Annotated in this window: 12 protein-coding genes; 7 read left to right on the top strand and 5 right to left on the bottom strand. The window is 43.5% G+C overall.

Features of this window, described 5'->3' with window-relative positions; all coding sequences use genetic code 11:
* Positions 1-18: 18 nt before the first annotated feature.
* The 4 genes from ispE (at position 19) to JCM15124_RS14825 (ending at position 2,497) form a co-directional block, all read left to right on the top strand.
* A complete protein-coding gene (ispE, locus tag JCM15124_RS02505; protein ID WP_024998160.1) occupies positions 19-849 on the top strand; it encodes a 4-(cytidine 5'-diphospho)-2-C-methyl-D-erythritol kinase in 831 nt (276 codons plus the stop codon).
* A 996-nt stretch (positions 850-1,845) separates the two neighbouring features.
* Positions 1,846-2,109 carry a 50S ribosomal protein L28 gene (gene rpmB, locus JCM15124_RS02510; protein WP_024998161.1) on the top strand — a complete coding sequence of 88 codons (264 nt, stop codon included), beginning with the start codon at positions 1,846-1,848 and terminating at the stop codon, positions 2,107-2,109.
* 4 nt (positions 2,110-2,113) lie between these two features.
* A complete protein-coding gene (gene rpmG, locus JCM15124_RS02515) occupies positions 2,114-2,302 on the top strand; it encodes a 50S ribosomal protein L33 (RefSeq protein ID WP_014708479.1) in 189 nt (62 codons plus the stop codon).
* Positions 2,303-2,338: 36 nt separating this feature from the next.
* Positions 2,339-2,497: a DUF4295 domain-containing protein gene (locus tag JCM15124_RS14825; RefSeq protein WP_014708478.1), complete on the top strand. Its 159-nt coding sequence runs from the start codon at positions 2,339-2,341 to the stop codon at positions 2,495-2,497.
* A 396-nt stretch (positions 2,498-2,893) separates the two neighbouring features.
* Here the strand turns inward: JCM15124_RS14825 and JCM15124_RS02530 are convergent, their stop codons facing one another.
* The 4 genes from JCM15124_RS02530 to JCM15124_RS02545 all read right to left on the bottom strand — a co-directional run bounded on the left by JCM15124_RS02530 (position 2,894) and on the right by JCM15124_RS02545 (position 8,462).
* Entirely contained in the window at positions 2,894-5,680 is a 2,787-nt protein-coding gene (locus JCM15124_RS02530) for an AAA domain-containing protein (RefSeq protein ID WP_024998162.1), read from the bottom strand.
* Between the two features lie 599 nt (positions 5,681-6,279).
* Positions 6,280-6,759, bottom strand: a complete 480-nt coding sequence (gene smpB / locus JCM15124_RS02535; RefSeq protein ID WP_024998163.1) for an SsrA-binding protein SmpB — start codon at positions 6,757-6,759, stop codon at positions 6,280-6,282.
* A complete protein-coding gene (locus JCM15124_RS02540) occupies positions 6,752-7,261 on the bottom strand; it encodes a DMP19 family protein (RefSeq protein ID WP_024998164.1) in 510 nt (169 codons plus the stop codon). Before JCM15124_RS02540 ends, smpB begins: the two co-directional genes overlap by 8 nt.
* 40 nt (positions 7,262-7,301) lie before the next feature.
* Entirely contained in the window at positions 7,302-8,462 is a 1,161-nt protein-coding gene (locus JCM15124_RS02545) for a replication initiation protein (protein ID WP_024998165.1), read from the bottom strand.
* Between the two features lie 86 nt (positions 8,463-8,548).
* Here JCM15124_RS02545 and JCM15124_RS16910 point away from each other — a divergent pair, with 86 nt between their 5' ends.
* The 3 genes from JCM15124_RS16910 (at position 8,549) to JCM15124_RS02560 (ending at position 12,759) form a co-directional block, all read left to right on the top strand.
* Entirely contained in the window at positions 8,549-8,680 is a 132-nt protein-coding gene (locus JCM15124_RS16910) for a hypothetical protein (RefSeq protein ID WP_262499262.1), read from the top strand.
* Positions 8,681-9,549: 869 nt separating this feature from the next.
* Positions 9,550-12,018: a phenylalanine--tRNA ligase subunit beta gene (pheT, locus tag JCM15124_RS02555; protein ID WP_024998166.1), complete on the top strand. Its 2,469-nt coding sequence runs from the start codon at positions 9,550-9,552 to the stop codon at positions 12,016-12,018.
* A 12-nt stretch (positions 12,019-12,030) separates the two neighbouring features.
* Complete coding sequence (locus JCM15124_RS02560) at positions 12,031-12,759, top strand: YebC/PmpR family DNA-binding transcriptional regulator (protein ID WP_024998167.1); 729 nt, start codon at positions 12,031-12,033, stop codon at positions 12,757-12,759.
* Between the two features lie 267 nt (positions 12,760-13,026).
* Here the strand turns inward: JCM15124_RS02560 and JCM15124_RS02565 are convergent, their stop codons facing one another.
* Positions 13,027-13,830 carry an MBL fold metallo-hydrolase gene (locus tag JCM15124_RS02565; RefSeq protein ID WP_024998168.1) on the bottom strand — a complete coding sequence of 268 codons (804 nt, stop codon included), beginning with the start codon at positions 13,828-13,830 and terminating at the stop codon, positions 13,027-13,029.
* Between the last annotated feature and the right edge of the window lie 51 nt (positions 13,831-13,881).

Consider the following 13,881-nt stretch of genomic DNA (forward strand, 5'->3'; position numbering starts at 1 on the left):
AACATAAATGCAAGAAAAATGATAGTATATCCGAACTGTAAAATAAACTTAGGTTTGAATGTGGTGCGCAAGCGTACTGACGGTTATCACGACCTTGAAACGGTGTTCTACCCCGTACCGCTCACCGACAAACTCGAAGCTACCGTTGGCAACGGAGCCGACGGCACGTGCTCGCTTTCGCTCAGTGGCAACCCCATAGAGGGGAACGCTGCCGACAATCTGATAGTGAAGGCGTACAATCTGTTGGCTGCCGACCATCGTTTGCCGCACGTAGACTTCGATTTGGAGAAGCATATACCATCGCAGGCAGGACTTGGAGGCGGCTCGTCGGACGCTACTTACACGCTCCGACTGCTCAACGAATTGTGTCGGTTGCACCTCGACACCCCTACCCTGCAACGTTATGCCGCCCGATTGGGTGCCGACTGTGCCTTTTTCGTTACTGCCGAGCCATCGTTTGCTACGGGAATAGGCGACGTGCTCACGCCAATGACAGACGAATGTGCTCATCTGAAAGGCTTATACTTATTAATTGTGAAGCCGTCGGTAGCCATTTCCACCGCACAAGCCTTCTCGTTCGTGAAACCACAGCCCCCTATTATAAGATGTAAGGAGGTGGTAGCGCAACCCGTTGATGAGTGGCTCAGTCGTCTTGGCAACGATTTTGAAGTGTCAATCTTCAACATTCACCCCGAGATACGCAACGTAAAACAGCAGCTTTACGGTATGGGGGCAACCTATGCACAGATGTCCGGCAGCGGCAGTGCCTTTTTCGGCATCTTCAACGAAGCCCCTACCCTGCTGCCCGCAGCCTTTAAAGGAATGTTCACCTACCTCTGCCAATTGTAGAAAGGGTTTGTTTTTGTAACCGATAAGTACGTAAATTCGGCATAAGAAAACAGGTTTAAGCAAGCAATCTCGCAGGTATTTTTTAGCAAGTTCACTGATGCAATAGTGAGGGCTTTTCTGTTTAGCTTTGTAAAGATAATTCTCTTAAAAAATGATATAATCGCTTTGGCGTTGCGAAACCGTAGGTTTTACAACGCAAAACCTACGGTTTTACCGTGCAAAACAGCCGCTTTTGGAACGCAAAACAATAGGTTTTATAAGGCATTGATGCAGAGATAGTTATGCAACAGCTATGCTTGTGAAAAATGTTTACACTTTTATAGCCTCCTTTTCGCTTATAAATAACGTGGGATTGGGGTAAGATTTTAAGGGCGAAGATGCTTTACTTATTTTTGATTATAGGCACATTAAATCATAATAAATTCTTTCTTTCAGTATCTCAAAAAGTAATATACTGACATAATTCTTATTCCGAATTTACATAATAAGTACATAAATAGCTCTAAAGTACTTGATTTATATCATTTAATTGCGTTATTTGAAAATTTTACAAACAATTATTTGGAGGTTTCATAAATGTTATCTAACTTTGCAATACAAAATAAAAATAGAATAGATTGTTTAGGTTATAAAAATAGTTGTTTAAGTTAAAGAAAAGTATTTAGGTATCAATAGGATTTTTAAGGTTAAAGATTAGTTGAATAAGGATAACAGATTTGATGCAAGATTTTGGTTCGACGCCGTGAGGCGGCAACCTTAATCAAGCTCAACTTAAATAGATTTTGATTTTAAATAGTTTGGCACGACTTCGGTCGTGCTTTTTTATTGTATCGCAGTTTCGGGCAAAATACACGATATTCTCGGCAATAACTCGAAAAAAAACTTAATTCCGCTGATTATCTTTGCGTTTTGTTTGTCAGTTTAGAATATTTTTTGTAATTTTGCACCCTGTTTGGAATAGGTATCAATTAACGAATTACAAAACTACAGATAGAGATGTCTAAGATTTGTCAAATCACAGGAAAGAAGGCACAGATAGGTTGCAATGTGTCTCACTCAAAGCATCGCACAAAGCGCAGTTTTGACGTAAACCTCTTCAGCAAGAAGTTCTACTATGTAGAAGAAGCTTGCTGGATTTCATTGAAGATTAGCGCGGCCGGTCTTCGTACAATTAATAAATTAGGCTTAGACCGTGCGTTGAAGCAAGCCGTATCCAAAGGTTATGTAGACTGGAAGGATATTAAAGTTATAGGAGACTAATATCGTGGCAAAGAAAGCTAAAGGAAACAGAGTACAGGTCATTCTCGAATGCACTGAAATGAAGAGCAGTGGTATGCCCGGAACAAGCCGTTATATCACTACAAAGAATCGTAAGAACACTCCTGAACGTATGGAACTCAAGAAGTACAACCCGATTCTGAAGAAGATGACTCTTCACAAGGAGATTAAGTAAGCACACGTTTATTAAATAGTTAAAGTACATTAGACTATGGCAAAGAAAGCGGTCGCTACCCTCCACGAAGGTTCAACGGATGGTCGCGCATACACAAAAGTTATCAAGATGGTAAAGAGCCCCAAGACCGGTGCTTACATCTTCGACGAAAAAATGGTTCCTAACGAAGCCGTTAAAGACTTCTTCAAGAACTAATTTCTCAAATTTTAAAGGTTTAACGGGGGAATGCAAACTACTTGCATTCCCTTTTTCGTATGCACTTAACTGCAATTCTGTTTTTTCCTGATTATGCCTTATCAGTTTTATTGTTGCCCTTTCACACCTCCACAAACAGCCAAGAGAAAAATCAAAATCCCACAAAAATATTGATTGCTCCCTGATGAAATAGTGAGAGCTTCTCTGTTTAACCTTGTAAAGATAATTCCGTTAAAAAGCGGCAACTGCATTTTGACATTGCGAAAGCATAGGTTTTGCGATGCAAAACAGCCGCTTTTACCGTGCAAAACCTACGCTTTTGGAACGCCAAACAATAGGTTTTGTAATGCTCTGACGGATAGATGGTTAAGCGATAGTTACGCTTGCGAAAAATATTTACGTATTTATTATCTGCTTTTCTATATGAAGTTTACATTCCAACATGGCTTTCATTGTTTCCAAGGTAACGATGTCGGTTGTAAGAATGCGATGCGGAGTAAGTTCATACTTAGCAAGAATTTCGTCTTTGAGGTTATCTCGAAACGCCTGTACCTCGTTATTCCTATGGAAATGCCAACCGTCTACCTCGATTGGAAGTATCGGACGCTTCGTAAGTGAATTATAAATAAGAAGGTCTACATGCGCCAATGGACTTTCGGCAAATGCACGTTGCTGTTCATTCAAAGGCGTCCGGTCTGCTATCAGTTTAGACAATGGATAATGACATAGAACAGACAGGTTGCTCTGTTCCAATTCTTTAAGTGCTTCGATTATAATATCATAGACAAGATTTTCGGATAAATACTCCGAAACAGGCGGGTTGTTTCTCTGATATTCTAAACGTTCTGCCGTGTATTGCTTATAGAGCAAGTCGAAAACAGAACGCAAACTGCTCTTCTCTACTTCAAAGTTGTTATGCCGAACGTAGGCTATCAGCTGTGCCAAATTTGTGTCCTGTGCTATCTCGTTACCGGTTGTTACGATGCAAAGATGGCTCTTGGCGCGCGAAATTGCAACGTTGAGGAGATGCGCATCATCAGAGAAAGGCGTCGGCGTGTTATCCACCGTACTCATGATAATGGTGTCGCACTCTCGCCCTTGGTATTTATGAACCGTGCTGGCAATATCTTTATTCAAAGCTTTGTTTATTCTTTCCGCCTGTTCCTTGTACGGTGTGATGATACCTACACTGCCTTTATGTGCATATTCAGGCATTATCTCTTTAACAATAACATCTATCTCTCGCTGGTTGAAATGCTTTTTGGCAAGTTTTCCGGTATTATCTCGCTCTACTTCTTCCTTGCCATGATTTCCTTCTACCGTTTGCATCACTTGCAAAACCTTCTCTTCGCCCGAGTCTTTGGTCATTGCTATAAGTTCGCCATCATAGAATTTCCGATTGCAAAACTCTATAATCTTGGGGTGGCAGCGGTAGTGTTCCCGCAAGAGCGTGGTAGGAGCATCTTTGAAAACTTCCGTACACGACTGCAAGAAATTATGCGTTATGCCATTATAACAATCGTCTACAGCGTATAACGATTGAATAACATTAAGTGCTTTCTCCTCTTCTTGAGATACCACATTGGGCAATTGCTTGTCATCGCCCACAATAACAATATTCATAGCACACGACAATGCCAGCACTCCGGTCTTGATGTCTACTTGCGATGCCTCGTCCATAATGACATAATCAAAGACCATATTCTTGTCTATGCAGTTGTTTGCTGAATACGCTGTGCTTAGAACAACAGGATATTCTGCCAAAAATGATTTTGTTCTTGTTTTAATATCCATAGCATCAAAGGTTTCTCTTGCAGTGTTTAAATATTTTCGAGCAATCTTACTCTTCAATATTTGGAGAGACGTTTCCGTAAGTTCCTTGGTGCTTTGTTTCATGTCTGTTGTCTCCAAATGCGTGCTAATGTCTTCCAGCTTCTGCTCTATTTCCGACAAACGCACATTGTAAAAAACACTTTCCAAACATTCAATAACCTGCGAAAGGTTACCTTTAAGGAAAGAAAAGGTAGGCAATCCAAGAGTAAACGACCACTTTAAACGAAACCATAAGTTGGGCTTTTGCCCGCGTTCTGCCATTATCTGACATAGATTTAATAGCATCATCAGCTTGTCAGAGTGCTTGTTTTTCAACCATTCACAGTCCTTTTGGGTTGCTCCTTCAAGCATATCTATGTGCTGTTTCTCCGTTATTAAGGCATCTTGTTCCGCTTTTAGTTCTGCCGAATTTGTTTGTCCTTCAAACCCCATAGATACAGCATTGAGCGATTTCTCAACTTGTTCCCTTGCACTGTTTTCCTCTATTACCCAATCCGCCATACCATCGGGATAATGTATATTCTGCTGTTCGACGAATGCCGCTTTATTTTCCGAATTGCCCAACTTGGCAACAAGAAATCCCAAGTCTTCACGTTCAAGTTTCTCTGCTACATTTTCCACGGCAGAATTATTGTTGGAAACAACAAGCACAGTTTTATTCGACATCAACAAATTGGCTATGATATTAAGAATAGTCTGTGTCTTTCCTGTTCCCGGAGGACCTTGTATAATGCTTACCTGATGCGTTAAGGCTGCCTCTACTGCTGCTTTCTGACTGGCATTACAGCCAAAAGGATAATATATATAGTTAGGTTGGCGATAGGTTCGCAGTTTTGTTTCATCACCAAGATATTGTGCCAAAGGTACATTATCTCTATTTAAATCTATTAAGTCATAACGTTTGGAAAGAATGTTTTCTCCTGTATTCTTTTCTACCAATCCCGTTTCGTCGGCAAGTTTTCGTAGATAATCCCATGTCGAACCTCCGGTTTTGTCTATCGGCGTGCGGGTGATATACACGTTTTTTCCTTCAAAACACCGCGAGCTTTCATTTGTATAAGTAACTCTATAAAAGGTGTATCGGCCATCAGAGAAACGAAGTAGCTCTTCGATATTAGTGATATGCTGATTATCAATATAGAGTCCTTTCTCTTCAATCTCAATCGTTTCCGGATTTGTAAGATAAAGCAAACGGGCAAGATTGTATTTATAGGGGCGAGGAGAAGATTGGAAAGACACCAACCAATAGCCTTTACGATTCTTTTCAATAGATGTAACTTGCTCGGTTTTAAACTTGTCTTTATATTCTTTCTCACTCAAGTCTACTATCATATACTTCTTTCCGTCCATGGCTTATACGTGTTATTATAAATTATTCGCATCGATTTGACACTACAAAAATAATCAATATTTAATAAAGAACCGTCTTTTTAACGTGAATTCGATATAAGAATTACGCAGGTACATTATTTATTAAGATACTGATAAAGGCGTAAATATTTTTCGCAAGTGTAGCTATTGCTTAACCATCTATTCGTCAGCGCATTACAAAACCTATTGTTTTACATTCCAAAACCGTAGGTTTTGCACGGTAAAAGCGTAGGTTTTACGTTGCAAAACAGCCGTTTTCGCAACGTCAAAACGCAATTGCCGCTTTTTAAGAGAATTATCTTTACAAGATTGAACAGAAAGTTTCTCACTGCTCTATCAGGGAATTTGCTTCAAAAAACATCTGCGAGATTACTTGCTTAACTGCTTTCTTATGCCGGACTCACGCTCTTTTTGTGTAAGAAATGAGTTATTCCAAAAGAAAAACAACAAGGATAAAAGAAGTAAAGATACAATAAAACGATAACCCGAAGACGCATATCTTCGGGTTATCGCTTTATGTTTTACAGGACTTTCAGTGCACTGAAAGCCCCAAATACAATGTATTTTGCCTTGGGAAATCAATACCGCTTCAGTGCTCTGTCCATTTCGCGACGGTCTTCCTTCTCCTTCAATGTCTGTCGTTTGTCGTATTCCTTCTTACCGCGGCACAGCGCAATGTCTACCTTTGCCCTGCCATGTTGGTCGATAAACACAAGTGTGGGCACGATGGTGTAGCCCGGCGAGTTCGCGTCTTCTTCCAATCGGCGTATCTCGCGCTTATTCAGCAGCAGCTTGCGCTTGCGGCGTGCTTCGTGATTGGCAAACGAACCGTAGAAGTAAGGCGATATATTCATACCTTCCAACCACATTTCGCCCTTGTTGATGAAGCAGAACGAATCTACCAACGAAGCTTTGCCTGCACGGATTGACTTTATTTCGGTGCCCGTAAGCACGATGCCTGCCGTGTAGGTGTCTATAAAATAATATTCGAAAGAAGCCTTCTTGTTGCGTATCTGCACCGGCGACTTCTTGCGTATTTCTTGTTCTTCCTTATTCATTTTCTATCACAACAAAATCGTTGATGTGGTCGTCGATGTATGCAGCCACCATCTTCGTCCACTCTTCTTCGTTCACTATGAAGTCGTCGTCGGCATCGTCGAACTCCGGCATCTGCTCGTAGAGTGCCATAAAGTCGTCGTCCGACAGGTCTTTTTCTATCTGCTCACGATACTTATCGTATGCCTTTTGGGTGCGGCGGAGGTGCGAATACAGTTCGGTAAGCCCCCAATTGCGCATCGCAACCTTAAAGGGATTCTTGAAAATGAACGCACCGTAGCCGTTGTGAATGAGCTGTACGTAACCTCCGTCCATCACTTCTTCGTGCAAATAGCCCCACCCCAACAGCGTAATCTGGTCGGGTGTAAGTTCTTGCATATTATCTTGTGTAAGCCTTCCTCCTATGGCGGTGCTTATGGCATCGATGAATGCCTGCACGAAAGCGTCTTCGCCTTCAGCCGCTGCCGCACGGAGTGCTGCGTCTTTTATCTTTACTTCTATCATTGTTCTTTCTTTTTCCTGTTACATTTCCGCTTCAACGCCCTTACACTTCCTCCACCACGGTGTTGGGAACTTCGTGTTCCTTTATCATCTGGTCGAGGCTCTTGAACGTGTAGGCAGCCTTGTCTTTCACGTAAGTGGTGTTGAAACGCTGGCGCAAATCCATAAGTTTCTGCATCGCAAGCGGATAAAGCTCTGCCGTTATGCGCTCTGCCATCTCCTTGGCGTTGGGCTGTGTAAAGTCGAAATACTGTATAAGCATTTGTTGGAACTGCCTGCGCTGCATCTCGTTCATCTGTTCCAACTGGGCGTCCATCTTGTTCTTGGCACGGTAAATCTGGAAGATGAGTTCGTCGGGTTCGCCCCCTCGCTGTCCGTGGTCGTACTTTTTCTCGTAGTCGAAGTAGCAATCGCAGAACCCTTTGTCCGCCAATTCTTGCAATTCCTGCTTCGCCGGGTCGAGCACACGACGGCAGAAGTCGGAGAATTTCTTATAGTTGCTCTCCAAACGGAGCATCTTTCTGAACTCCAAAGTCTTGATGACAGTGCGCCCTTTGTCCACCCACGACTCGATAAACATATAAATGCGTTGCGTGTAACGGTTCTTGCAGGCAAACACTATCTGCTTGCCAAGCCGGTGATAGCCAAAGTCTAACGACACAAGGCGTTCGGCAACGCTCCTGTCGAGCTTCAATATAGCATACTTATTGTACGAGCGGTCTTCCGGGATATAAACGTCGCAGAGATTCGTTGCCTTCGTGTATTTGCGCCCTTCGCTCGTTTTGTAGGGTATCTCGACGGGGATAGCAGCCAGCATTTTCAGCGATGTGCGCAACTGCGGATAGTGGTTCGGGTCTACGCCAAGCTCCTTGAAAGGCAGCTTTATAGGCATTCTGCCGTCCTCGTCCAGCTCGTTGGTCTTGAAAAGGTCTAACTGCGGACTGCGCTTATTGTTCAGAATGCCGTGCAAAATAGATTGCAGGCTTTCCACGATTGACACAAGAATGCGCACCTGAATGAGCGAATAGTCGTGTCGCATCATCGTTACCGCAATGGGTTGCAGCAGCCACGTTTCCTCTTCGATGGGAATGAGTTCGTCCGATATACCGCGCTTAACGGGTGCTTTCTGCGCTTTAGCCCCCTTTTTAGGCTTTGAAGTCGCAGTCATCGTCTTTTTCGTTACAGTCTTCTTGGTCGTTACCATACATTATATATAATATGTGGGGGAATTTCAACAGCACATTTGCCAAGTGTGCAACTAATATTTAGATGCAAAGATAACAAAAGTTTTTGATACAAAAGACTATTGGCGACAAAATCTACAAAAACTTTCGCACTTACGGAAAACAAGGAAAGCAAATCGGCAAATCCACGAAAAGCAAGCAGAAGCGATGGGCAATCGGGCACATTATGACAGAATAAATGCGATTAGCCTACATAATTATAGCATTACGAACGTATTAACATTATTTATATCTATATATTTGCAATATTAAGAATGATTGAATAATTTTGCAATGTGTTTTTCATGGTATTAGATTATTAAGGTTTTGAAGATTGGTTGTCGTGAGACAGTCAATCTTTTTTTTATGCTTTCTCCATCTCTTTCGTGCTGTTTTCAGAGGGAGTTATAAAAGATTTATTGCCGGCACACATATTTTTGCACATACAATCTCTCCGCTGCACACAACCGATACAAATATAGCAAAGATATTCTACATACCTCAAAAATCTGCAAAAATTTTATGCTCAACCCGAAAAACATACGCCTTGCACAAGTCTGCACAGCACTTTGCAGTGCAGCAAATCCTGACAGTACTTTGTAAAGATAATTCTGTTAAAAAGTGATATAATCGCTTTGGCATTGCGAAACCGTAGGTTTTGCGATGTAAAACATACGGTTTTACCGTGCAAAACCTACGGTTTTGGAACGCAAAACAATAGGTTTTGTAATGCACTGATAAATAAATAGTTACGCAACAGCTGCGCTTGCGAAAAATATTTACGTTTTTATAGCCTTCTTTTTGCAGATAAACAGCGTGATTTCGGTGTAGGAATTTGAGAGCGAAGATACTTCGCCTCTTTCTGATTATAAGCATATTAAACTGCAACCGGTTCTTTCTTTAAGTACCTTATAAATAGTATATTGGCGTAGTTCTTATAGCAAGCCCACGTACTTATAACGAAAATGCTTGTTATAGGATTTGTGTATATAGATGAAAATTAGTACTTTTGCACTTAACTTAATACAGCATTGGAATTACATAGATAAATAAAAAACAACAAAATAAATGAATATTTCATACAAATGGCTAAAGGAATACGTTGATTTCGACCTTGAACCACAGGATTTAGCGGCTGCGCTGACTTCAACAGGACTGGAGGTTGGAAGCGTAGAAGAGGTTGAAACTATCCGCGGCGGACTGAAAGGACTCTTTGTAGGCAAGGTGCTTACCTGCGAAGAACACCCCAATTCCGACCACTTACACGTTACAACGGTAGACCTTGGCAAAGGCGAACCACAGCAAATAGTATGCGGTGCTGCCAATGTAGCAGCAGGACAGAAGGTTATTGTAGCAGATTTAGGCTGTGTATTGTACGATGGCGACGACTCTTTCACCATCAAAAAGAGTAAGCTGAGAGGCGTTGAGAGCTTGGGAATGATTTGTGCCGAAGACGAAATAGGCGTAGGAACAAGCCACGACGGCATTATTGTGCTGCCCGAAGATGCACAAGTGGGTATGCCTGCAGCAGAATACTACCGGCTCGACAGCGACTGGCTGATTGAAATAGACATTACTGCCAACCGTGCCGATGCGTTGAGCCACTACGGCGTGGCACGCGACCTTTACGCATGGTTGAAGCAAAACGGTTACGAAACATCGTTGCACCGCCCCGGCTGCGACAAGTTTACGGTAGACAACAACGACCTCCCTATCGAAGTAAAGATAGAGAACCCGGACGCATGCCGCCGCTATGCGTGCCTTAGCATCACCGATTGCGAAGTAAAAGAAAGCCCACAATGGCTGAAAGACAAGCTGAATGTAATTGGCGTTCGCCCAATCAACAATATTGTAGACATTACCAATTACATTATGATGGCTTACGGACAACCTATGCACTGCTTCGATGCAGACATGGTAACGGGTAGGCAAATCATAGTGAAAGACAAGAACGAAGGCAAGAAGTTCATCACACTCGACGGAGAGGAACACACGCTTGGCGAGCACGACCTTGCTATTTGCAACGCCGAAGAGCCGATGTGCATAGCCGGAGTGTTTGGTGGAAAGGGCAGCGGAACATACGAAAACACACGCAACGTTGTATTGGAGAGTGCTTATTTCCACCCTACTTGGATTCGCAAGAGCGCACGCCGACACGGTCTTTCTACCGATTCGAGCTTCCGTTTCGAGCGTGGAATCGACCCCAATGGAACGATTTATGCCCTCAAGCAAGCTGCTATTCTCTGCAAAGAGCTTGCAGGCGGCAAGGTAAGTATGGAGATTTGCGACGTATATCCTACGAAAATGGAGGGCTTCCCTGTTCGTTTGAACTACGAATATGCCGACCGTCTTATCGGAAAACAACTCGGTGCAGACACCATTAAGAGCATTGCGACAAGTCTGGAAATGGAAATCGTGAAGGAAGATGCCCAAGGGCTCGACCTCATCGTGCCTCCCTACCGTGTAGACGTAAAGCGGCCGTGCGACGTTATCGAGGATATTCTTCGTATTTACGGCTACAACAACGTTGAAATTCCAACCGAACTGAAGTCTTCTCTCACCATTGCCGAAGAGGCGGACAAGAACTTTCATAGGGAAGACATCGTGAGCGAGCAGCTTGTCGGTGCCGGTTTCAACGAGATTTTGAACAATTCGCTTACCGCACAGGCGTATTACGAGGGTGCAGAACTGAATGCCTATCCGTGGGAACAGACCGTTAAGATAATGAATCCGCTATCGAGCGACTTGGGCGTAATGCGCCAAACATTGCTCTTTGGCGGCTTGGAAAGCATTCGCCGCAACGTGAACCGAAAGGCGCAAAACCTGAAATTCTTTGAAGTAGGCAACACTTACAGATACGAAAAAGACAAGTGGAGCGAGGAGAGTCCTATCAAGGCATATCGCCAAGAATACCATTTAGCACTTTGGATAACGGGCAAACGCGTGCAGGGGTCGTGGGCACATGCCGACGAGGAAAGCACTTTCTACGAACTGAAAGCCAATGTTGAGAACATTCTCCGACGTGTCGGAATGGCACAAAACGCCCTTGTTGCCGAAACATCGCAGAACAACATCTTCGACAAAGGTATGGAACTGAAGACCCGCGGCGGTAAAACCATCGTAGAAATGGGTATCTTGAGCCATAAGCTACTGAAGAAAATGGACATTGCACAGGCAGTTTTCTATGCCGATGTGAACTGGACAGACTTAATGAAAGCTATTCGCAAGAACAAGCTGCAGTTCGAAGAAATATCAAAATACCCAAGCGTCAGCCGCGACTTGGCACTCTTGTTGGACTCCAACATCGAGTTTGCAGAGATAGAAGAGATTGCCCGTCAAACCGAAAAGAAACTTCTGAAGAAAGTCGAACTCTTCGATGTTTACGAGGGAAAGAACCTCCCCGAAGGCAAGAAAAGCTACGCTGTGAACTTCATACTCCAAGATGAAACGAAAACTTTGAACGACAAAGCGATTGACGCCATTATGCAGAAATTAATTAAAAACATAACAACAAAACTCGGAGCAGAACTCCGATAAAACACAATTCCAATGGGAAGAGCATTTGAATATCGCAAGGCTGCAAAGCTAAAGAGATGGGGCCACATGGCTCGCACGTTTACAAAATTAGGTAAAGAAATTGCCATTGCCGTAAAGGCAGGCGGTCCCGAACCTGAAACCAACCCGCGCTTGCGTGCTATCATCGCAACCTGCAAACGCGAAAATATGCCAAAAGACAATATCCAGCGCGCCATAAAGAACGCAATGGGCAAGGATACGAGCGACTATAAAGAAGTGCCATACGAAGGATACGGCCCTCACGGAATAGCCATCTTCGTGGATACACTGACCGACAATACCACCCGCACCGTGGGCGATGTTCGTTCCGTCTTCAACAAATTCAACGGAACACTCGGCACACAAGGCTCGTTGGCATTCCTTTTCGACCACAAAGCCGTGTTCACCTTCAAGATTAAGGAAGGCGTAGATATGGAAGAACTCATTCTCGACCTCATCGACTACGGCGTAGAAGACGAGTTCGACCAAGACGATGAAGAAGGCGAAATCACCATTTACGGCGAGCCTACCGGCTTTGGAGAAATACAAAAGCACTTGGAAGATAACGGTTTTGAAATCACTTCTGCCGAATTTACCCGCATTCCGAACGACTTGAAGGACGTTACCGACGAAGAACGGGAAACCATCGACAAGATGATTGAGAAGCTCGAAGACTTCGACGACGTACAGAATGTTTATACAAACATGAAGCCGGCAGAGTAAAACGCTCCGCAACATCATAGAAAATGCAAAAGCCAACCTCACTGATAATGGGGTTGGCTTTTTCTTTACGCTACTCCGCTGCCCTCCTTCTTAGGCTCAATAAAGTAACTTTAGAAACAACGTATTACTGTTGAACGCCATCAAACAAATACAGATGGAGCAGAACAATCTATATTTTAAGAAGAAGTATCACGCTGCAGGAATCTATAGGAGTTCTGGAAATTATAGGAAAAGCCCCCACTTCTTCTTTTCTATCAAATATGCTTCTTATTTCAATTCATATATTCCGCTGGGCGTTTTCCGCCGCAACACCTCTACCATAAAGTCCACGTCAGCCACTAATCCGTGGCTTGCCATCTCGCTCGCTACAGCCTTTCGCGCCAATTCGGGGTGGTTGTTTTCGTCGCTTAGGTGGCAAAGCCAAACGTGGCGCAACCCCAATGTGGCATTCTCGACGATGGTTTGGGCACACTCGGCATTGCTCAAGTGCCCTGTTTTGCTCGTTATGCGGATCTTCAGATACTGCGGATAAGGTCCTGCAGCGAGCTTTTCGGGTTCGTGGTTCGCCTCAATGACCAGATAATTCGCCCGCGACACGAACGAGCGGATTTCGTCTGTAATGTGTCCGCAGTCGGTTACGAGTGTAAAAATCAGCCCTTGGCATTCTATACAGTAGCCTACGCAGTCGGTACTGTCGTGCGGAACATCGAACGGAGTTACAGTAAACTCGCCTATTTGCTCGGTTCTCCCCTTCTCCACGTATCGCACTTGCTCGGCAACAATCTTCTTTCTGACACACCAGTTGTTTACTATGCCCTCGTGCACCTTTTTCGTTGCATACACAGGAATGGCGTGGTTGTCGCTCATAGAGCCTACCGCTTTCACGTGGTCGGCGTGGTCGTGCGTAATAAGTATATTGTGTACCATCGACAGATTCAGCCCATAGCTGTGCATATACTTCTTTATCGTCCGAAGACTGATACCGCAATCGATAAAAATTCCATCGGTTTCGGTGTAAAGAAAGTAGGCATTGCCACTGCTGCCACTGCCAAAAGATATGAATTTAAGCATTATATTGTAATTTGTTGCAAAAGTAATAAAACTATTTAACAACACAAAGTG

This window comes from Prevotella falsenii DSM 22864 = JCM 15124 (genome assembly GCF_000613945.1).
In the GTDB taxonomy this organism is placed as follows: domain Bacteria; phylum Bacteroidota; class Bacteroidia; order Bacteroidales; family Bacteroidaceae; genus Prevotella; species Prevotella falsenii.

Excerpts from the sequence above, each read along its gene's own strand:
- ispE (WP_024998160.1), top strand. The coding sequence starts at position 19 with ATGATAGTATATCCGAACTGTAAAATAAACTTAGGTTTGAATGTGGTG.
- pheT (WP_024998166.1), top strand. The coding sequence starts at position 9,550 with ATGAATATTTCATACAAATGGCTAAAGGAATACGTTGATTTCGACCTT.
- JCM15124_RS14825 (WP_014708478.1), top strand. The coding sequence starts at position 2,339 with ATGGCAAAGAAAGCGGTCGCTACCCTCCACGAAGGTTCAACGGATGGT.
- JCM15124_RS02560 (WP_024998167.1), top strand. The coding sequence starts at position 12,031 with ATGGGAAGAGCATTTGAATATCGCAAGGCTGCAAAGCTAAAGAGATGG.
- rpmB (WP_024998161.1), top strand. The coding sequence starts at position 1,846 with ATGTCTAAGATTTGTCAAATCACAGGAAAGAAGGCACAGATAGGTTGC.
- smpB (WP_024998163.1), bottom strand. The coding sequence starts at position 6,759 with ATGAATAAGGAAGAACAAGAAATACGCAAGAAGTCGCCGGTGCAGATA.
- JCM15124_RS02545 (WP_024998165.1), bottom strand. The coding sequence starts at position 8,462 with ATGGTAACGACCAAGAAGACTGTAACGAAAAAGACGATGACTGCGACT.
- JCM15124_RS02530 (WP_024998162.1), bottom strand. The coding sequence starts at position 5,680 with ATGGACGGAAAGAAGTATATGATAGTAGACTTGAGTGAGAAAGAATAT.
- JCM15124_RS02565 (WP_024998168.1), bottom strand. The coding sequence starts at position 13,830 with ATGCTTAAATTCATATCTTTTGGCAGTGGCAGCAGTGGCAATGCCTAC.
- JCM15124_RS02540 (WP_024998164.1), bottom strand. The coding sequence starts at position 7,261 with ATGATAGAAGTAAAGATAAAAGACGCAGCACTCCGTGCGGCAGCGGCT.